General features: G+C 53.3%; 13 protein-coding genes. 10 read left to right on the forward strand and 3 right to left on the reverse strand.

Annotation, left to right across the window (positions count from 1 at the left end; translation table 11 throughout):
• Nucleotides 1-23: 23 nt before the first annotated feature.
• Nucleotides 24-2,714: a M14 family metallopeptidase gene (locus AAY72_RS08135; protein WP_057786687.1), complete on the reverse strand. Its 2,691-nt coding sequence runs from the start codon at nucleotides 2,712-2,714 to the stop codon at nucleotides 24-26.
• Between the two features lie 215 nt (nucleotides 2,715-2,929).
• Between AAY72_RS08135 and AAY72_RS08140 the strand changes: the two genes are divergently transcribed.
• The 6 genes from AAY72_RS08140 (at nucleotide 2,930) to katG (ending at nucleotide 10,933) form a co-directional block, all read left to right on the forward strand.
• On the forward strand, nucleotides 2,930-3,409 hold the full coding sequence (locus tag AAY72_RS08140; RefSeq protein ID WP_231728928.1) for a YqhA family protein: 480 nt from the start codon (nucleotides 2,930-2,932) through the stop codon (nucleotides 3,407-3,409).
• 98 nt (nucleotides 3,410-3,507) lie between these two features.
• Nucleotides 3,508-5,202, forward strand: coding sequence for a methyltransferase domain-containing protein (locus AAY72_RS08145; protein WP_057786689.1), 1,695 nt, complete (start codon nucleotides 3,508-3,510; stop codon nucleotides 5,200-5,202).
• A gap of 103 nt (nucleotides 5,203-5,305) precedes the next feature.
• Nucleotides 5,306-6,895 (forward strand): thymidine phosphorylase family protein, encoded by a 1,590-nt coding sequence (locus tag AAY72_RS08150; RefSeq protein WP_057786692.1) that lies wholly within the window; start codon nucleotides 5,306-5,308, stop codon nucleotides 6,893-6,895.
• Between the two features lie 3 nt (nucleotides 6,896-6,898).
• Nucleotides 6,899-7,792 (forward strand): ribose-phosphate diphosphokinase, encoded by an 894-nt coding sequence (locus AAY72_RS08155; RefSeq protein WP_057786695.1) that lies wholly within the window; start codon nucleotides 6,899-6,901, stop codon nucleotides 7,790-7,792.
• A gap of 31 nt (nucleotides 7,793-7,823) precedes the next feature.
• Entirely contained in the window at nucleotides 7,824-8,441 is a 618-nt protein-coding gene (locus AAY72_RS08160; RefSeq protein WP_057786697.1) for a hypothetical protein, read from the forward strand.
• Nucleotides 8,442-8,764: 323 nt separating this feature from the next.
• Nucleotides 8,765-10,933, forward strand: coding sequence for a catalase/peroxidase HPI (gene katG, locus AAY72_RS08165; RefSeq protein WP_369815346.1), 2,169 nt, complete (start codon nucleotides 8,765-8,767; stop codon nucleotides 10,931-10,933).
• Between the two features lie 47 nt (nucleotides 10,934-10,980).
• Here katG and AAY72_RS08170 read toward each other — a convergent pair whose 3' ends face one another.
• Complete coding sequence (locus tag AAY72_RS08170; protein ID WP_057786701.1) at nucleotides 10,981-12,162, reverse strand: GGDEF domain-containing protein; 1,182 nt, start codon at nucleotides 12,160-12,162, stop codon at nucleotides 10,981-10,983.
• A 227-nt stretch (nucleotides 12,163-12,389) separates the two neighbouring features.
• On the opposite strand from AAY72_RS08170, the gene AAY72_RS08175 reads away from it, so the two are divergent.
• Genes AAY72_RS08175 through AAY72_RS08185 form a run of 3 tightly spaced genes read left to right on the forward strand, consistent with a single transcriptional unit; the run spans nucleotide 12,390 to nucleotide 17,976 of the window.
• Nucleotides 12,390-13,973: a PAS domain-containing methyl-accepting chemotaxis protein gene (locus AAY72_RS08175; RefSeq protein ID WP_057786702.1), complete on the forward strand. Its 1,584-nt coding sequence runs from the start codon at nucleotides 12,390-12,392 to the stop codon at nucleotides 13,971-13,973.
• A gap of 9 nt (nucleotides 13,974-13,982) precedes the next feature.
• Entirely contained in the window at nucleotides 13,983-16,091 is a 2,109-nt protein-coding gene (locus AAY72_RS08180; RefSeq protein WP_057786705.1) for a bifunctional diguanylate cyclase/phosphodiesterase, read from the forward strand.
• The gene (locus AAY72_RS08185) at nucleotides 16,057-17,976 is read left to right on the forward strand and encodes a triacylglycerol lipase (protein ID WP_231728929.1); all 1,920 of its coding nucleotides are present in this window, start codon (nucleotides 16,057-16,059) and stop codon (nucleotides 17,974-17,976) included. Before AAY72_RS08180 ends, AAY72_RS08185 begins: the two co-directional genes overlap by 35 nt.
• Before the next feature lie 24 nt (nucleotides 17,977-18,000).
• Here AAY72_RS08185 and ytfE read toward each other — a convergent pair whose 3' ends face one another.
• On the reverse strand, nucleotides 18,001-18,690 hold the full coding sequence (gene ytfE, locus AAY72_RS08190; RefSeq protein WP_008985327.1) for an iron-sulfur cluster repair protein YtfE: 690 nt from the start codon (nucleotides 18,688-18,690) through the stop codon (nucleotides 18,001-18,003).
• Between the two features lie 167 nt (nucleotides 18,691-18,857).
• Here ytfE and norR point away from each other — a divergent pair, with 167 nt between their 5' ends.
• Nucleotides 18,858-20,372 carry a nitric oxide reductase transcriptional regulator NorR gene (norR, locus tag AAY72_RS08195; protein WP_057786707.1) on the forward strand — a complete coding sequence of 505 codons (1,515 nt, stop codon included), beginning with the start codon at nucleotides 18,858-18,860 and terminating at the stop codon, nucleotides 20,370-20,372.
• Nucleotide 20,373: the final 1 nt, after the last annotated feature.

Genomic DNA, 20,373 nt, shown 5'->3' on the forward strand with positions numbered 1-20,373 from the left:
CCGGAGTGCTGTGGATAACTGGGTTAGCGCAGGGCGCCGGCGTGTGCGGCGCCGCGGAATACGGCGTTGATATACAGCAGGTGCATACCATCGACGTAAGCGCGGAAGTTTGGCTCCTGGGTAAAGGCAATCACCTGGCCACGGCCGTGCGACTGCACCATCACCAGCGGTTTATGGGCGATTTGCTGGCGGTTCTCTTCCCACACAAAGCCTCCGGCCAGGAGATCTTTAGGGGCGGCGAAATTAACCACATTGCGGCCATCGTTAATCCGCAGCGGCTGGTAAATATGGTTGCCAACATAGAGGCTGCGTACCTGTTCGGCGATACCGGCGGTTAGCCAATGGTTTTGATCAACCACAGCATTGGCAATAAAGCCCGGCACCCAGTCCGGATCGGCCTGATACGGCTTTAACATCTGCTCGAACTCGCGGTATTCCGCCAACACCCGGCCTGGCACTCGTGCTTCGCTGGCTGGCTTTTCCTGCTCGCTGACCTGATACTCGCGCTTGCTGCTCAGTAGTGGCTTATCGCCTTCCAGCAAATAGCTGGTGGCATTGCCCAGCGTAATTAGTACACCGCCACGTTGCACAAACTGGCGTAAATTCTCGCTGCCGACACTCCCCAGTGCCTGCTGATAACTGCCAGCACCCGTCGCCGGTAAAATCAGCACCTGATAACGGCTCAGATCGGCACTGCGTAGCTGTGCCGGGCGAATTGCCGTGACCGGATAACCGATACCACGCTCCAGCACAAAGCGGGCACTGCCGGCACTCAGCGGATTCGTCGGCTCATCCCACAGCATCGCGATATTGACCTTTGGCACAGCCGGCACATTAAAGGAGCCAAAGTTCGGTCCCTCCGTTACCCAGCTGTTATCCAGTCCTTGCACTAAGGCGCCACTTTGCTGCGCCAGTTGTTGTACCTTGGTGGTTAAGTCAGCCGGATTATCGGCACGGCTTAATACCAGGGTGCCGGCCGGGTAACGCTGACCATTCTGATGCGTAAAGGGCAGATCACTGCTGCGTAGCGTTAACCCCTGTTGCAGCGCTGCGCTTAAAAACCGTGCTGCCGCCATATCGCCCCAGGGCACCACAAAGCCGTAGCGTGCATCCGGGTTACTAACGCTACCGGCGATCAGGGTATCCGGGCCCACCACAGTGGTATTAACCCGCGGCGCCTGATTACAGCGCTGCATTTCCAGGTTATACATCAATGGCAACGACCAGGCGGTAACATCGTAAATCTGATCCGGCAGGTTATTGGCGCGGCGCTGCTCCTGTTTATCTAAAAAGGCCTTATCCATCGGCACCGTATCATCGAGTAGGGTGCGCATTAAATGGTAGCTCGGCTGATTGGTGCGAATAAGGTAGCTGCCCGCCTGATAGTCTTTGCCACAGGCACGAAACGCCTGCTGCGCCTGCTCTACTTTAATGCCATGCTGGGTTAGCACGCCCATCAGTTTCTGATGGCCGGCCAGATCGCGCTCGGCAGCAAAAATAAAGCTACGCAGGCCATCTTTTTCGCCCTGTGCCGCCGCAGTTTTGCGGTACTGATAAAAGTTTTGCAGTAAGGTACTGGCCTGCTGGCTGGCCGTTTCCAGCGTAGCTTTAAAAGCGACAAAATTACGCTGAATACCATCGGCAAACGTCAGGATCTGGCCATCCTGCATCCGGTAATGATGGCCGCGTGCTGAGGCCATCTCATAAGTCATCGATACGCTGCCATAATACAGCGGCCAGCTGGCGCCATAGCCGGGGTAAAAGGCATCGAAAATCTCACGGGTAAAGTAGTGATAGCCCAGCTCGTCAAACCATTTGGCATTATTCTGGCCCACCTTATTCAGCACCTGGCGCTGGCTGGCCTGAATATGCGGGTTGTAGGGCTCGGCCTCGGGGCTAAAGTAATACCCCATATCGCCGCCCATTTCATGCGAGTCGACAAACAGCAGCGGATACATTTGCTGCAGTGCTTTAACGCGGCTGGCGGTTTCCGGCTGGGTTAACGAAATCCAGTCGCGGTTCATATCAAACAGGTAGTGGTTGGTACGGCCATTTGGCCAGGGCTCGTTGTGCTCGGCCGACAACCGATCCGGCGAATGCTCCAAGCCGACAGTGGCATAGTAACGGCTAACAAAACGGTGATGGCCATCCGGGTTTTGCAGCGGGTCTATATAGACCAGGGTATTGCTTAATATTTGCTGGGTCAGGGCGCTTTGGTCAGCCAGTAAATGATAAGCCAGCGCCATTGCCGCATCGGCCGGGCTAATTTCGTTGCCATGCAGGCTACCGGCAATCCAGACACTGGCCGGCAGGCTGGCGATCAGCTGTCTGGCTTCTGGCTCACTCAGGCTTGAGGGCTGTGCGAGTTTACGCATCCCGGCTTCAATTTCGGCCAGCTGGCTGATATTGCTGCTACTGCCAATTACCGCATAAAACAGTGGCCGGCCCTGCCAGCTTTTGCCATAGTGCACCAGCTTAACCTGCTGCGGATAACGGCTGGCCAGTTGCTCGAAAAAGCGGTATATTGCCGCCGGCTCTGAAATGCGCTCGCCAAACTGATGGCCCAGTAATTCCGGCACCGGGCTGATATCCGGCCGGTAATCACTTTGTGGAAAATACGGCACCGGCTGGGCGGTGCTTATGTCAGCAGCTGAGGCAACACAAGGTAAGGCTGCCAAACTGGCAGTGAGCAAGCTGGTATAAAATAAGCGCATAGGTTCCCGCAGAGTTATAGTGTTTTTTGCTTACCTTAGGCGCAGCAGGGCAGCTGCACAAGAGGCCGCACTGTGGATTGCGACCAGTGGTCAATTAAAAACGGCCATGGCATCACAGTAGTGAGCGTTATCACAAGGAACTTGTTACAGCACCATTACTCCAAGTTGCCACTAACGTCAGTAAGCGGAGCAAGCCTATGTTAAAGGTAAAACCGATGGAAAGAATCTTACAAAGCAGCCGTATTCTGGTGCTACTGACGATAGTGGTTTGTGCGGCCGCCGCTTGCTTACTGTATCTGAGCAGTGCGGTGATTGTGTATAACATTATTTGGGAAACTCTAAGCCAACTGCCCGATACCGCCGATTTAGGCAAAAGGCTGGCAGTAAAATTGCTGAAAGTACTGGATACCTTATTAATCGCATTGACCTTTCAGATTATTGCCACCGGCCTGTACCGGCTGTTTCTGGGCGATGTGGAAAATCTCGACAAAGGCTTACTCAAAGCCATGGATATCAGAAACTTCCATGATCTAAAAATTACCCTGATGCAGGTCGCCAGCGTAATTATGGTGATTCTGTTTCTGGAGCAAGCGGTAGAAGTCGGCGCTACGCTGGAAACCCTGTACTTCGGCCTTGCCATCGCCGTAGTGGTGCTGGCCAGTGTATTTGCAGCAAAGCAGATGCGGCATTCTTAATGTGAGCCGGTAAATTTACCTGTTAAGATTGCGCTGACTGGGCGTAGCTGCTACAAAGACCTAAAGTAGCAGCGACAACAACGGCTTAGCTATCCTCAATGAGCAAAACTATCGATATTTATCATCAGCAAGCTGAGCTTTTTGCCGCCCAGTATGATGCGCTAAGTTTTGAACAGGTGCATCAGAGTTGGCAAACTTACTGGCCGAAAGAACAATTGGTGCTCGATATCGGTGCCGGCAGCGGCCGGGATGCATTCTGGCTGGCCGCGCAAGGCAATCAGGTTATCGCCGTCGAGCCTGCAGAGGATCTGCGCCGGCTGGGGCAGTTAAAAACCAGTGCCGCGCTGGCTCCCAAAGTGCAATGGCTCTCTGATAGCTTGCCGGAGCTGAAAGCGACCTATCAGCTTAATCTGCGTTTTAATACGATTTTGCTGAGCGCAGTCTGGATGCATATCAGTCCGTCAGAGCGGCAGCGCACCTTCCGAAAAATAGCCAACTTATTGGCCCCCGGCGGCCACTTTGTTCTCAGCTTGCGCTATGGCGACTTTAGCGATCATCGGGTTGCCTATCCGGTTTCGGTAGATGAAATCAACGAGCTGGCCAGCAAATTTGGTTTAGTGCTTAAACATCTCTCCGCGCGAACTGCCGATGCTGGCGGTCGGGTTGATATTGCATGGCAGACGCTGGTACTGATGCTACCGGATGACGGTAGTGGCAGCCTGAGTAAAGTGCGGCATATCGTAGTTAACGACAACAAATCTTCGACTTACAAGCTGGCGCTATTACGTACCTTGGTGCGGATCGCCGAGGCGCATCCGGGCGCCGTTATTGATCGGCAAGATGGGCAGGTAGGCATTGCACTGGGTTTAGTTGCCTTATATTGGATCCGCTTGTTTAAGCGTCTGGTCGATAGCGATATGCAACAGAACGCTGATCCGGCGAAAGGCTTAGGTTTCGTAAAGCCGGATGGCTGGGGCAAGCTTGCCAATCTCACTGCTGATGATTTCGCTATCGGTAACTTTTATACCGGTCAGGAAGCTCAGGCGTTGCAACAACTGTTCGCGGATACGCTCAGCACCATAAAGGCGGGGCCTGTTACCTATATCTGGCAGGGCGAGAAGAGTAATCCGCTATTCCGGATGGAGCGCCACAAAGTAGCAAAACGCAGCCATATATTAATTGATCGCGATTTTCTGGCAAGTTTCGGTTGCTTTGTTTTAAGCGAGGATCTCTGGAATTGCTTCCGCCAGTACGGCTGCTGGATTGAGCCGCTACTGGTTCAGCAATGGATTGCCGAGATGCAAAAGTATCAACGTAATGCAGAACGGCAAATCTCTCTTGAAAGCTACCATAACCAGCTGCGCTGGCTGGATCAGCAGCATGATACCCGACTGGTGCGGCAGAAAGTTGCAGGACTGCGTAGCAGCGGAGCTCAGGTATGCAGTGTCTGGAGTGGGGCGCCACTCTACAGTTTTGATATTGACCACTGTGTACCCTTTAGCTATTGGCCAAATAATGATCTGTGGAATTTGCTGCCGGCCAGTCAGGCCGAAAATCGCAAAAAGCGTGATCGGCTACCGAGCCAAAGCCGGATGCAGCATTGTGCCAATCATATTCAGGATTGGTGGCGTCAAGCCTGGCAAACCGACGCGGAACAACAACGTTTTTTTATCGAGGCAGGGCTGTCACTGCCAAATATCAGCCCGGGTTGTCGGGATTTCGCCGAAGTGCTGCATGCGATGCAACTACAAATGGTCGGTATTAAACAACGGTTACAAGTCGCTGAATGGTAAGCCGCCATATCCTGATCTGGCACAAGCTTAGCGCGACAAAAATACTGGCACTGCCATAGCAGCAGGAGTAGATTAAACTCGATATCGTTTTTGGTGAGTTTTTATGACCGCATCCAAAGCAGCAACCGAAGCCCAGCCTGCCAGTACCACGAAAACCACTACCCTGAGCCTGAAGCGGGTAGGTATTGATACCTACCGCGAAAACGTGGCCTATTTACACCGCGACTGTGCCATTTACCGCGCCGAGGGTTTTCAGGCGCTGGCAAAAATTGAGGTGCAGGCGCGCGGTAAGCGAATTCTGGCCAGCTTAAATGTGGTAGACGATGCCAGCATTGTCGGCTGTCAGCAGCTCGGCCTGTCGGAAGAGGCCTTTGTTAACCTCGGTGCGCTGGATGGTGAAGCCGTTACGGTATCACCGGCCGAGCCGCCGCATTCTATCCCGGCGCTGCACCGTAAAATTGCCGGTGAACGGCTAAGCCGTGATGACTTTGCCAGCATAGTGCAGGATATTGCCGCCCACCGTTACTCGAAAATTGAACTTACGGCCTTTGTGGTGGCCTGTAATCAGGGCGAGTTAGACCGCGAAGAGGTATTCTTTTTAAGCGATGCCATGAGTAAAGTGGGGCGCCGGCTCGATTGGCAGGAACACCCGGTAGTCGATAAACACTGTATTGGCGGCATTCCGGGGAACCGTACCTCGATGCTGGTGGTGCCGATCGTGGCCGCGCATGGCATGCTATGCCCGAAAACCTCGTCGCGGGCTATTACGTCGCCGGCCGGTACCGCTGATACCATGGAGCTGTTGGCGCGGGTGGAGCTGCCGTTTGACCAGCTGACTGACATTGTACACCGGCATCGCGGCTGTTTAGCCTGGGGTGGCAGCAGTGATTTATCCCCGGCGGATGATGTGTTAATTTCGGTTGAACGGCCGTTGTCTATCGACTCGCCGGGGCAGATGGTGGCGTCGATTTTGTCGAAAAAAGTCGCTGCCGGCTCCAGCCATTTATTACTGGATATTCCGATTGGCCCTTCGGCTAAGGTGCGCAGCATGCCCGAGGCACAAAAGCTGCGCAAACTGTTTGAGTTTGTTGCCAAACGGATGGGGCTGGCGATCGAGGTGGTGATCACCGATGGCCGGCAGCCGATTGGCAATGGTATCGGCCCGGCGCTGGAAGCCCGCGACGTGATTAGGGTGCTTAAGAATCATCCGCTGGCGCCGAATGATTTACGGCAAAAGTCGCTGCGGTTAGCCGGCAGAATGCTGGAGTTTGACCCGGACGTGCGTGGCGGTGACGGCTTTGCTATCGCCCGCGATATTCTGGATTCCGGTCGGGCCTGGCAAAAAATGCAGGCCATTATGGCGGCGCAGGGTATGAAAGACTTTGACCCGGATAAGCCGCCGCTGTCGCCGTTAAGTTTTGATGTCGCCGCACCGCACAGCGGTACGGTAGTAGAAATAGATAATGTGCAGCTGGCCCGCATCGCCCGCTCGGCCGGTGCGCCACGTGCCAAAGGTTCAGGGGTCGATTTACTGGTAAAACTAGGTGATCAGGTGGAACAGGGACAAGCGCTATACCGGGTGTATGCGGCTTACCCCACCGAGTTAGCCTTTGCCCGTCAGGCTTGTCAGCGCAGCCTGGGTTACCGGATTGGCGCCCCTGAGTTGCTGCTGCCACTGCAGTTGGAGTATTAAAGTATGTCGGTATTTGTGTTATGCGCACCGGATGAGGTGCAGGCGGCGAACCGTTTAGCCGACGCAGCCGGTTTACCGTTAATCAGTTATCAGTTGCATCATTTTCCCGATGCCGAGTTAAAACTTACCCTGCCGTTTGCTGAAGCCGTACCCCGCGAGCTGGTGCTGTACCGTAGCCTGGATAAGCCTAACGATAAACTGGTGGAGCTGCTGCTGATCGCCCGCCATGCCCGGTTACAGGGGGTGCAGAAAATCTGGCTGGTGGCACCTTATCTGGCCTATATGCGGCAGGATATTGCGTTTAATCCGGGGGAAATTGTCAGCCAGAAAATTATCGGCCAGTTTTTAGCCGAGCTGTTTGATGGCGTTATTACTGTCGATCCGCATCTGCACCGCATCAGCGAATTAAGCGAAGCCATTCCACAAGGTGCGGCGATAGCACTCAGCGGTGCGCCGCGATTAGCCGAGCTGATTGCCAGCAAACATAGCCGGCCGCTGTTAATTGGCCCCGACGCCGAAGCCCTGCAATGGGTGGCGCTGGCGGCTGAACACATTCACTGTGATTATGCGGTCTGTAACAAGGTGCGGCATGGTGATAAGCAGGTTGATATTGCCTTACCCGATATCAGGGTGCAGGGTCGCAATGTGGTGCTAATGGACGATGTCGCCAGCTCCGGCCGTACCCTGGCGGGCGCCTGTAGCAAGTTATTAGCTGCTGGTGCTGCCTCAGTCGATGTGGCCGTTACCCATGCGCTCTTTGCCGGCGATGCGTTGGAGGTGATTAAAGCCGCCGGTGTTGGCGAAGTCTGGAGTACCGATTGTATCGCCCATGCCAGCAATGCCATTAGTATGGCGCCGCTGCTGGCAGCAGAACTGAACAAGCTACTTACCCGCTAATCCGATATGGCTTAATGCCGGAACATAAATAATGAGTATATTGAGTTACTTCCAGCAACAACGTCTGACTTTACAAAGTGGCACTGCCTTGCCGGCGGCGCAGTCTTTACTGCAGTTAGCCGGGCAGGGTGAGCTTGAGGTGACGCTCAATCCCAAGCCTGATGCCGCTGCCCTGCTGGCAGCGATAGCGCAGGCTTATCAGGATGGCTATGAGCAGCAGGCCTCAACCGAGTTTGAACTACAAGGTATTGCTTTTGCCGGCAGTGGCGATCCTTTGTTGGCCCTAGAGCTGCTATCACAAGTATTACCGGCTTTTAAAGCACAGCGCCATGGTGTGCCGGTTACGCTGGTGACCTATGGCCTGGTGCCGGCTGCAGAGGCAGAGCAGCTATGCCAGCAGTTAGTGGCGCTGGAGGTCGAGCGGCTGGAAATCTATTTACCGGCCGCCAATCCACCGGCCTATCAACAGGCAGTACAGCCACAGCAATACGGCTTTGTCGAAGTGTGTCAGTTTATCCATACTGCCGCCGAAGCGGGATTACAGGTAAGCTGCTTTGCCTATGCCCCGGTAAAACAGGCCAGTGAAATCCGCGCGCTGGCCAAAGAGCTTGGTGCCAGGGAGTTTGTGGTATTGCAGGCTGATAGCTAAAAAGATACTGCTTTTTGGCCAGGCGCTGAAACAGAAATGGGCTGGAGCCAGCATTATTGTTCATCATTTGCTTAAGTATCATTTTTTTAGATTGATTCAATCGTTTTTAATTATTTTGTCCTTTTTTTCACTTCAACTAGGCTTTACACACTGAGACCCAAGGCGGCGCTGGTATAGGCTGCCGGCTGGGTGTTGACCAGTTTTAATACTTATCAGGTGTTGAACTTGCGCCGGTTTTGGCGCTGTGTAATCCAGAGGTGACAAAAATGCAAAGTAAAAAAGGTCCTATTTTATCGGCTCTCACCCTCGCGGTAACCCTGGCAATGAGTTCAGGTGCTGTCATGGCGAAAGGCAATATGACTGACAACCAGTTCTGGTGGCCAGAGCAATTAAACTTAGCCCCACTGCGCCAACACAGTATTGAGAATAACCCTTACGGCCCCGGCTATAACTATGCCGAACAGTTTAAAACTCTCGATCTGGCAGCAGTTAAAGCAGATATTGAAACTCTGCTAAAAACTTCGCAGGATTGGTGGCCGGCAGATTGGGGACACTACGGTCCCTTTATGATCCGGATGGCGTGGCATAGCGCTGGCGTATACCGGATTTTCGACGGTCGTGGCGGTGCCAACGGTGGTCAGCAACGTTTCGAGCCGTTAAACAGCTGGCCGGATAACGCCAACCTCGACAAAGCCCGTCGCCTGCTGTGGCCAATTAAGCAAAAATACGGTAGCAAGATTTCTTGGGCTGACTTAATGGTGTTAACCGGTAACGTGGCGCTGGAATCTATGGGCTTTAAAACCTTTGGTTTTGCCGGTGGCCGTACCGACGATTGGGAAGCGGAAATTGTAAACTGGGGTTCAGAGAAAGAGTGGCTGGACAACAAACGCTATAACGAAAAAGGCGAATTAGCCAGACCGCTGGGTGCAACCCAGATGGGCTTAATTTATGTTAATCCGGAAGGTCCGAATGGCGTACCGGATCCGCTGGCGTCAGCGAAAGAAATTCGTGATACCTTTGGCCGGATGGCAATGACTGATGAAGAGACCGTGGCCCTGATTGCCGGCGGTCACACCTTTGGTAAGGCACACGGTGCGCATAAACCGCAGGATTGTACCGGCAAAGAGCCGGCCGCTGCCGGTCTGGAAGAACAAGGCATGGGCTGGACCAATAAGTGTGGCAAAGGCAATGCTGAAGATACCGTAACCAGCGGCTTAGAGGGCGCCTGGTCTGCTAACCCAACTGCCTGGACTACACAGTATCTGGATAACCTGTTTGCCTTTGACTGGGTACAAACCAAGAGTCCGGGTGGCCATATTCAGTGGATCCCGGCTAATGGTCAGGCTGCCAATCTGGTTCCGGATGCACATATTCCGGGCAAGCGCAGTGCCCCCATTATGTTTACTACTGACATTGCTCTGAAAGAAGATCCGATTTACCGCGAAATCTCGCTGCGCTTTAAAGAAGATCCTAAACAGTTCGAACTGGCCTTCGCTAAAGCCTGGTTTAAACTAACTCACCGCGATATGGGGCCGATCAGCCGTTATCTGGGGGCTGAAGTGCCAAAAGAAGCGCTGATTTGGCAAGATCCGATCCCCGCTGTTGATTACAAGCTGATCGAAAGCCGTGATATTAACGCCTTAAAAGGCAAGTTGCTGTCATCTGGTTTAACGGTGCAGCAACTGGTGAAAACCGCCTGGGCATCAGCTGCCAGCTTCCGTGGTACGGATATGCGCGGTGGTGCTAACGGTGCCCGTTTACGTTTAGAGCCGCAAAAAGACTGGGCAGCTAATGATCCGCAAGAGCTGGCACAAGTGTTAGCGGTGCTGGAAAAAGTGCAAACTGACTTTAACAAAACCTTACGCGGTGGCAAGAAGGTCTCCCTGGCTGACGTTATTGTGTTAGGTGGTGCCGCTGCGATTGAGAAAGCGGCGAAAGACGCCGGCTTCAACATTACCGTGCCTTTCACTCCGGGCCGTACCGATGCAACTCAGGCACAAACTGATGCTGAGTCTTTCGCCGTGCTGGAGCCAAAAGCAGATGGTTTCCGTAACTACTATAGCAGCGATGCCATGTATTCACCTGCCGAAGCGCTAGTTGATCGTGCCAATATGCTGACCCTGACAGTACCAGAAATGACCGTGCTGGTGGGTGGTTTACGGGTGCTGGATGTCAACAGTGGCGGTAGCAAGCACGGGGTGTTCACCGATAAGCCAGGCCAGCTGAGTAACGATTTCTTCGTTAACCTGCTGGATATGTCTACCCGCTGGGCGAAAGCTGAGCAGGAAGGCCTATACGACGGTTTTGACCGCAAGAGTGGCGAACGTAAGTACACGGCTACGCCGGTTGATCTGGTGTTCGGTTCACATGCTGAGCTGCGTGCCGTAGCCGAGGTGTATGCGGCGAACGATGGTAAAGAGAAGTTTGTCCGCGACTTCGTGGCCGCCTGGAACAAGGTGATGACCTTAGATCGCTTTGATCTGAAGAAGTAAACTTAAACTGATAACAGAGCCCCGCCAAGCGGGGCTTTTTTTTAAGACTAAATCTTTAATACAAAGGTATTGCGGCCGGCCTTCTTGGCGGCATATAAAGCTTCGTCGGCACGTTTTAACAGCTGCATTGGCGTTTCGCCTTTTTGTTTAACACAGCAACCCAGGCTGATGGTAACGTTGACGGTTTTTTCTGCACCGCTGCTGCCGCGGGCTTTTTTCCCGCTGCTGCTGTCTTTGGGTCGGTTATCGTTACGGATCACCAGCGGGTACTCGGCAACTGCCAGCCGTACTTCTTCCAGTTTTTCTTCCAGCAGCGCTTTTTTATTATGGCCAAATACCAGCGTAAATTCTTCACCGCCATAGCGGTAGGCCGTTAAGCCTTTGACCTTGCTAAGAATAGAGCCCAGTAACTTTAATACTTGATCGCCAACATCATGGCCGTAAGTGTCGTTAAATTTCTTAAAATGGTCGACATCCAGCATACAAATCGCGCTGTTTCGTCCCAGCCGGTTCAGGTGCGCCATCAGCGCGCGGCGCTGCGGCAATTGTGTCAGCTCATCGATATATGCCAGATGTAACATCTGGAAGGCTAAGGCCAAAAACACCGACAGGCAGGCCGCAACCAGCGTCCAGTTGGCGACAGCAGTACCGGGCGGAATAACCGTGCTAAGTAGCAGGGCCAGGAACAGACCAAACTCCCCCCAATTGGCCGCCTTCGGTGGTTTTAAGTTAATGGCAATAAGCCAGATCCCAGCCAGAATACTGAACCACCAGGCACTCAACCAATTAATCGGGCTTGCCGCCAACACGGGCTGAAATACTATGGCAGGTAGCTGCGCTGAGGCCAGCCAGGTTGCCAATGGCAGCTGCTGACTGAGTAACAGCAGTAATGGCGGGCTGATAAGAAGCAACAGCCCGTTGAGTTTAAAAGGTGAGGGTTTAGGTATTAACGCCAAAAGAAGTAACAGGCTGGCGCTAAGCAGCGGCAGGCTATTAGCAAACTCCGCTGCGGTTAAGTTGGTTGAGCTGGCAAGCCAGTAATGGGTCGCCAGGATACCAAGCCAGTAAAGCCACTCTGTTTGGCGTAATAACAGTGCCAGTAACAAGACACTGCTCAGCGCCAGATAACTGGTTTGCGGAAAGGGGAGTAACTGAAAGAGTGCCAGCTCCGGCGTCAGACCTTGGGCAACCAGTAACAACAGTACCGGCAATAAAATGATCAATGGCACTATGACCTCTTAGCTGTCGCAGGACAGTCTTTTTCTTTATCTGGATCAAAGAAAGGTGAAACATAATTTAGCCGTTATATCTTAACACTCTGGTTTATTAATAGAATTAAAAACCGTTTGTGGTTGACCATTACCCAAATGGGTATTGACGGCATTCACTGGACATTATATAACCACAACATAATTGTGGTTATGTGCCAATAATAAGAACGCTAGCAGGGAGCCGCATGAAACAGAATCTACCCGTAACCAACCGGGAGCAACCCGTACCCGCCGATGCCAATATCCTGTCGACTACCGATTTACAGGGTAAAATCAAATACGTAAATCCCGCTTTTGTTGAAATCAGCGGCTTTGAGCGCGCCGAGCTACTGGGGCAAAACCACCATATTGTGCGGCATCCATCAATGCCGCCGGAGGTGTTCCGGCAGTTCTGGCAGCGACTTAAAAGCGGTCAGCCCTGGATGGGCGTGGTGAAAAACCGCTGCAAAAATGGCGATCACTATTGGGTCGATGCCTATGTTACGCCGATAAGCCATGACGGCCAGATTACCGAGTATCAGTCGGTACGCCGTAAAGCCAAACCCGAGCAGGTGCTGCGTGCTGAGCAGGTGTATCAGGCGTTGAATAATGGGCGCAGTTTAAAACAATTAAAACCGGCGCTGTCATTAGGTACACAGTTACTGTTGTTGCTGGTGGTGCCGGTATTGGCCGCGATCTTGTTAGGTTTTTGGTATCCGGCTAGCTATGCACCGACCCTGTTTCCTCTGCTGGGCTTAGGCTTGTCGGCTCTGTTGTGCTGGCAATGGCTACAGCCTTTTAAACAATTATGCCAGCAAAGCCGTAACCTGACGGATGATGCTGTCGCACGTTATGTTTATACCGGTCGCAATGATGATATCGGCCAGTTGCAATTAGTGCTGCGCAGTCTGGAAGCCGAAACTGCCGGCGTAGTTGGGCGGGTCGCCGATTCGGCCAAGGCACTTGCAGCGGGTATTGGCCAGCTCACGCATTCCGTTAATGGCTCACGACAGGAAATTCAGGCCCAGTTTGCTGAAACCGAACAGGTGGCCAGTGCGATCCATCAGTTATCGGTAAGTGTGCAGGAGGTGGCTGGCAGTGCCCGCCACTCTTCTGATGCGGCAGATAATGCACTGAGTCAGGCACAAAGCAGTAAAACCGTTACCACGCAAAGCCAGACTGCAGCGACCAATTTACAGCAGCAACTTAGCCAAAGCCAAAAACTGCTGCAGGCGGTAGAGCACAGTAGTCAGGATATTCATCAAATTCTGGAGCTGATTTGCAGTATTGCCGAGCAGACCAATCTGCTGGCGCTGAATGCGGCTATTGAAGCCGCCCGTGCCGGTGATGCCGGTCGCGGTTTTGCCGTAGTAGCCGACGAAGTCCGGCAATTAGCCAGCCGCACGCAAAGTGCCACTACCGATATTCAGCAAAAAATTGCCCGTTTGCAGCAAAGTACCGGCGATGCGGTGGCCGCGCTGGCGCAAAGTCAGCAAGGGGCGTTGCGCTGTGCTGAACTCAGTGCCAGTACTGCGCAGCAACTGGAGCACATTCTGGCGGCAATCCACAGCATTACAGCACAAAACCAGCAGATCGCTGCGGCGGTAGAGCAGCAAAGTTATGTCGCCGAGATGATTAATCAAAATATTACCAGCATCCGCGATCTGGCGAGCCGTAGCCTGAGCAATGCTGAGCATACGGCGTCAGCCAGTGATGAGATGCATGGTGTGACTCAGGGCTTTGATGCCTTAACCCGGCAATTTTGGGCCAAACAGCGCAGCCAGGCATAAGGAGACGTCATGCTGGTATCCGGGCAACAACAGCTACAGCAGTTACTGAATTTGTTCTCTGAAAATGTGCCGGGGTTCTTTTTTCAGCTCTACCGTAAACCCGAGGGCAGTTTTCAGCTGCAACTGGTATCGGAAAGTGCCGGTAAAGCGCTGGGTATCGCCTTACCACAGCTCGGGCAAGATAGTGCAGCTGCGCTGGCCCGGGTGCACCCGGACGATGTTGATGATCTGCGCGAGACTATTCAGCACTCGGCACAGTACCTTAGCCCCTGGAGTTTACAGTTCCGCTATCAGCACCCGGCAGGTGACTATCGTTGGTTTGAAGGCAATGCTACGCCACGGCGCGATGCCGAGGGCGGGATCCTCTGGCATGGCTATATCAACGATATCAGCAGTATCCGCCAGAATGAGCTGGCACTGGCTGAATACGCCAGCCAGCACCGCGAAATTGTCGATAACATTATCGATGCCATCATTACCATTAATGCAGCCGGGCTAATTGAAACCTTTAATAATGCAGCGGTACGGATTTTTGGCTATCAGCCACAGGAGGTGATTGGCAAAAATGTCTCCATGCTGATGCCAGAGCCTTATCGTAGCGCTCATGACCATTATATCGATGCTTATCAACGCACCGGCGAGGCGAAGATTATTGGCCAAAGTCGCGAGACGAAAGGGCAGCGTAAAGATGGGCGCTTGTTCAATATGGAGCTGAGGATCAGCCGCATTCAGCGGGTTGATAGCTATAAATTTATTGGCATGGTACGCGATCTGTCAGAGCGTAAACGGGCTGAAGTGCTGATCGAGAAACTGGCGTTTTATGACCCTTTAACCCAGCTGCCGAACCGCCGCCTGTTAAAACAACGTTTGGCGGAAACCCTAAAACAACGCCAGCCGGGCCAGGAGCTGGGGGCCTTGTTATATATTGATTTGGATAACTTTAAACATCTGAACGATTCGCTGGGGCATGGCACCGGTGATCAGTTGTTACGCCAGGTCGCCAGCCGTCTACAGCAGAGCGTACGGCAGCATGATCTGGTGGCGCGTTTAGGCGGCGATGAGTTTATTATTCTGCTACACAATCTCTCGCCGGTGCAGCAGGTCGCGTTACAGCAGGCCGAGTTGGTTGCCGAGAAAGTGCGCACGGCGCTGAATACCCCTTTTAAGTTGGAGCAGCTCAGTTATGTCAGTAGCCCCAGTATCGGCATTACGTTGTTTTCAGATGATAACAACTCGATAGACGAATTATTGCAGCAGGCTGATTTAGCGATGTATCAGGCGAAAGCTGCTGGCAAAAATATGATTAAGTTCTTTGATGTGGCGATGCAGGTCAAAGCCTCTGAGCGCACCCGGCTGGAAAGCGAGCTGCGCGAAGCGATCAAACGGCAACAATTACAGTTGTACTTTCAGGGGTTGCATGATGGTCAGGGTAAATTATTAGGGGCCGAGGTACTGCTACGCTGGTTTCATCCGGAATTAGGTACGGTCAGCCCAGCGGTATTTATTCCCATCGCCGAAGAGAGCGGTCTGATCTTTGAAATTGGTAGCTGGGTGATCGAACAAGCATGCCGGCAGCTGGCGATCTGGACTGAAAACAACCAGGCCTTGCAGCTTAAATTATCGGTTAATATCAGTGCGCGGCAATTTCACCAGGAAAACTTTTTACCGCAGGTGATTCAGACATTAGAGCGCTACGGTGTGGCCCGCAACCGGCTGCAGTTTGAGCTAACCGAAAGCATCCTGGTATCAAGGGTGGATGAAGTGGTAGCGAAGATGAATCTGCTGAAAAACTATGGTATTGGCTTCGCGCTGGATGACTTTGGTACCGGCTATTCGTCGCTAAGTTATTTAAAGCGGTTACCCTTGGAGCAGCTGAAAATCGACCGCAGCTTTGTCGATGATATTTTAAATGACCCGAACGATGCCGCCATTGCCAGTACCGTGATAGCGTTATCCGAGGCTCTGGGGCTGGGCGTTATTGCTGAGGGCGTAGAAACCGCCGCGCAGCGTGATGCGTTAGCCGCACTGGGCTGTTATCATTATCAGGGTTTCTATTTTAGCCGGCCGTTGCCGGGTGGGGATTTTGTTGCATTACACAGGCGCAGCGTTACGCATTAGCCCCAGGCAGTTTAATTACTGGCAGATCTTATTGTTATTATTGGGTTTAAATTTGCTGACCAGCTGCGCCATGGTGTCAGTATCGAATGTTGATAGCCGCGATTATGTAAAGCAGCGCCGTGGTGATGTCCTAACCACCGGTGAGCTGAGCTTATATACCGGTACTGTGCTACAGATTCTTGGTCAGGACGAGAGCAGTTGCCGGCGTCAGGCGGCGCAATGTGCGGAAATGTTAACCACGGCAATGGGGCTGACCAGCGAGCAGCGGCTGTCGACCATGGCGGAGCTGTGGCTATATCAGGCGCTCTGGTATGCAAAACCCCGGCACAAAGACTTACTGGCGGAAATCGATGCCTATCTGATGAGTGCCCGCTACGCCTATGCCTATTTGTTTTACTCTGGTGTCGCGCCATACAACCGGCTGTTTACTGATCGCCAGACCCAGGTGCGGGATTACTACAATTTTGCGGTACAACAAGCGGCGACGTTGTTGTTCGCGCAGTCACAGCGCCGCTGGTTACAGGATCCGGACGTGCGTTTGCAAACCCAGAATTGGCAGGTACGCAGTTTATTGCAGCATCAACGGTTTCGACAACAAGCGCTGCCAGAGCAATTGCTGGCCGCCAGTAGCCTGTCATTTAAGGGCCTGCGCAATCAATACCGTCGTGATGGCTTAGGCGCTGAACTGGTTGCGGTGGGGCAGGATGCCAGTGTTGCCCGCAATGAACGCGGCTTTAGCGAATTGCCGGTACCGGTAGTGACGGCACTGCTAAGTTTCGATGGAACAACTCTTGATGAGGTATTGGCCAGTGATCAGGCCACACTACATTTAGTCGACCCATTACAACAGCGTGAGGTGCGGATTGCCGGTAATCCGATCCCGCTGGCTGCGAACTTTACTGCCGGTTACGGCTTGTGGCTGGCGCGCTCAGACTTTTCGCGGCAGGCCTTCTGGAATTTGATGGGCGCCAGCGATGCGCTGGCCGAGCCGCAGGTCTTTATGCTGCAGCCCTATGATCCAAATCGTAAAATTATCATTATGTTGCATGGCATTGCCAGTAGCCCGGAAGCCTGGGTGAATACGGCAAACGAGGTGTTAGGCGATGAAACCCTGCGGGAGCAATATCAGCTGTGGCAACTGTATTATCCAACGAACTTACCGCTGATTATTAATGTACAGAGCATCCGCCAGCGTATTCTCAGTACCTTACAGCATTTTGATCCGACAGGCAGTGCAGCGGCGTCGCGCGATATCGTGCTGATAGGCCATAGCATGGGTGGTTTATTAACGCGCTTTCTGGTATCCGATTCCGGCGATAGTCTGCTGCAAACGATTAGTGAGCAGCGCCGGCTGGATGCACAGCGACGGCAGCAGTTTTTCCAACGTTTTCGCGAGGATCTCACGTTAACGGCTTTACCGGGTGTCAGTCGGGCGGTGTTTATTGCCGCGCCGCATCGTGGTACTGCCGTTGCCGATTACCGGTTGGCGCGCTGGCTGGCCGGCTTAATCACCTTGCCGGTTACGGTGCTGGAACGTTTGGCGCAGGTCACCGAGTTACTGATCGATCCTGACACTTCGGACAATAGCCGGCCGGTGCGCTTTACCAGTATTGAAAACCTCAGCGATCAGGATCCCTTTATTAAGGCGACTGCCGGTTTGCCGATTAACCCGGCAGTGCGATACCACTCTATTATCGGGGTCGAGCAACCGGCGTTACCGGTTGAGCAGCAATCTGACGGTGTTGTACCTTATTTAAGTGCGTCGCTAGCCGGTGCCCAGTCGGAGATGGTGATTCGCTCTGGTCATAGTGTACAGGAAACGTCCTCCGCCATTTTGGAGTTGCGGCGTATCCTGCACCAGCATTTGGCAGAGCTGCCCGACTAACCGCAGGCAGCGCTGCGCTCCATCTTACTGGCAGCTGCCACAGCAGCTTTGATCGCCGTGGCCTGGCCGTTTGGGTTCGACAAACAAAATTTCATTTTCCAGCAAAATATGCTGCATTAAATCTTCTTTCAGTTCGCGCAGCCCCAGATACAGTGCGGTCCAGGTATTACAGGCGCCGGGTGGTAACTGCTGTTCAAAGCTCAATTTATCCAGCTTCTCCAGCGCTTCGCCATGCTCCTGATGCTCTTCCAGCATCACGCTGATTGGGCCGAACGGATAGACGCCGCGCACCAGCATTGGGAACAGGATCTGCTCCTCTTTTAGCATATGGCTTTCCAGCTCTTGCTGCATATCAGCCAGATGATTGGCCAGACCATGCGGGCAATGTGGGCTGTCACTGTGCACGGTTTCAACCCGTCGCGCCAGGCGGATCAACTCTGGCAGTTGTTCACGGTGGCGTTGATGAAAACGGGTCAGTACATATTCGGCCAGTTTTGGCGTAGGCTCACTATGCCAGTCAACAGCGGCCTGTGGCTGGCGTTGTAGTTTTTCCAGTGCCGCCAACACCTGTTGTTGATTTAAACCGCGCTTGGCGATGGCCTCACCGAGGCTTTGCTGACCACCGCAGCAAAAATCCAGCTTAAATTGGTGGAAGACGGCCGTCGCACCGGCGATACGGGTGGCCAGTTGGCCTAAAGGTTGTTCCAGTAACATAGCGTACTCCTGTCTAATCAAAGGTTTGCCTGTAGCAGGCGGTTATCCTTGTAGAGCAAGCGGGATGCCAGAACTACCACCTTTGATTTATATAAGTTTTTTGCGGCGAATGGTAAATTGAACCCTAATTGATTCGGGTGAGTTTCACCATAAGGGTAAAAACAACCATGTTGGATGCGGTCTTATTTGCCGACTTAGTGACAGAGCTGCCAGCAGCTGTGCGTTTACAGCGGCTGGTCAACACCTTGCGCAATCATTTTGCCTGTGGTGCTGTTGCGTTATTGCAGCTGCAGCAAGCACAGTTAAAGCCGGTCGCGGTGCAGGGACTATTGCGTGAAACCTTGGGGCGGCGCTTTGTGGTGGCACAACATCCGCGGCTGGCGGCTATTTTAGCCAGCCGCCAGCCGGTGCGCTTTCCACCTGGCAGCGAGCTGCCTGATCCTTATGATGGATTATTGGCGGAAACCCCGGGTGAAGCGCTGCCGGTGCATGATTGTATGGGCGTATCGTTATACGTTGAAGGACGCTGCTGGGGCGCCTTAACGCTGGACGCCCTGTCGCCGGCCAGTTTTGATGCGCTGGCCATTTTACAGTTACAGCAACTCAGTTTGCTGGTAGAGGCCGCCATTCGCATTACCGAGTTGGAGCAGGCCAATCGTGCCTTACGTCAGGGCGAGCTACCGGCAGCAGGTACCAGTACTGCTGGCGCGCAACAGTATGAAATTATTGGCCAGAGTCCGGCACTGCAACGCATTTTGCAGGAGTTGGATGTGGTGGCCAGCTCAGAGTTACCGGTGTTGCTGCTTGGTGAAACCGGGGTTGGTAAAGAGCTGTTTGCCCGTCAGTTACACCGTCGCTCCGGGCGTGCGGACAAACCGATGATCTATGTGAACTGTGCCGCCCTGCCGGAAAGTCTGGCCGAAAGTGAATTATTCGGGCACAGCAAAGGTGCCTTTTCCGGCGCTTTGAGTGAGCGCGCTGGCCGTTTCGATGCCGCCGATGGCGGCACCTTATTTCTGGATGAAGTGGGCGAATTGCCGTTATCAGTGCAGGCGAAATTACTGCGCGTGCTGCAAAACGGCGAAATTCAACGCCTGGGCTCGGATAAGCTACAGCGGGTTAATGTGCGGCTGGTGGCAGCGACCAATCGTGATTTGCAGCAACAGGTCAAGCAGGGCGAATTTCGCGCTGATCTCTATCACCGCTTATCGGTGTATCCGATCCCCATTCCGCCGCTTCGTGAACGCAGCGAAGATTTGCCGTTACTGGCCGGGCATTTTTTAGAGCAAAACCGCAGCCGGCTGGGTTTACGCAGTTTGCGCCTGGCGCCGGCCGCTGAGCTGGCGCTGCTGGGTTATAACTGGCCCGGCAATATCCGCGAGCTGGAGCATGTGATCAGCCGGGCGGCAATTAAGGCACTCAGCCAGGGCGCACAGCGCAGTGATATCGTGATCCTGCAGCCAGAGTTACTGGACTTGCCGCAAACGCTAAGGGCGCCGTTGTCGCCGGCACCGACAATCTTGCCGGCTCAGGGATTGAAAGAGGCAGTAAATCAGTTACAGCAGCAATTGATTCTGCAGGCTCTGCAGCAACATCAACAATGTTGGTCGAAGGCAGCGCGGGCACTGCAATTGGATGCCAGTAATTTGCATAAACTGGCGCAACGGTTGGGATTAAAATAAC

Origin of the sequence: Alishewanella sp. WH16-1, assembly GCF_001441695.1 — a bacterium.
GTDB lineage: Bacteria > Pseudomonadota > Gammaproteobacteria > Enterobacterales > Alteromonadaceae > Alishewanella > Alishewanella agri.

What these genes read in the sequence shown, in the direction of transcription:
- AAY72_RS08135 (WP_057786687.1), bottom strand. Translation starts at nt 2,714, where the DNA reads ATGCGCTTATTTTATACCAGCTTGCTCACTGCCAGTTTGGCAGCCTTA.
- AAY72_RS08140 (WP_231728928.1), top strand. Translation starts at nt 2,930, where the DNA reads ATGGAAAGAATCTTACAAAGCAGCCGTATTCTGGTGCTACTGACGATA.
- AAY72_RS08145 (WP_057786689.1), top strand. Translation starts at nt 3,508, where the DNA reads ATGAGCAAAACTATCGATATTTATCATCAGCAAGCTGAGCTTTTTGCC.
- AAY72_RS08150 (WP_057786692.1), top strand. Translation starts at nt 5,306, where the DNA reads ATGACCGCATCCAAAGCAGCAACCGAAGCCCAGCCTGCCAGTACCACG.
- AAY72_RS08155 (WP_057786695.1), top strand. Translation starts at nt 6,899, where the DNA reads ATGTCGGTATTTGTGTTATGCGCACCGGATGAGGTGCAGGCGGCGAAC.
- AAY72_RS08160 (WP_057786697.1), top strand. Translation starts at nt 7,824, where the DNA reads ATGAGTATATTGAGTTACTTCCAGCAACAACGTCTGACTTTACAAAGT.
- katG (WP_369815346.1), top strand. Translation starts at nt 8,765, where the DNA reads ATGAGTTCAGGTGCTGTCATGGCGAAAGGCAATATGACTGACAACCAG.
- AAY72_RS08175 (WP_057786702.1), top strand. Translation starts at nt 12,390, where the DNA reads ATGAAACAGAATCTACCCGTAACCAACCGGGAGCAACCCGTACCCGCC.
- AAY72_RS08180 (WP_057786705.1), top strand. Translation starts at nt 13,983, where the DNA reads ATGCTGGTATCCGGGCAACAACAGCTACAGCAGTTACTGAATTTGTTC.
- ytfE (WP_008985327.1), bottom strand. Translation starts at nt 18,690, where the DNA reads ATGTTACTGGAACAACCTTTAGGCCAACTGGCCACCCGTATCGCCGGT.
- norR (WP_057786707.1), top strand. Translation starts at nt 18,858, where the DNA reads ATGTTGGATGCGGTCTTATTTGCCGACTTAGTGACAGAGCTGCCAGCA.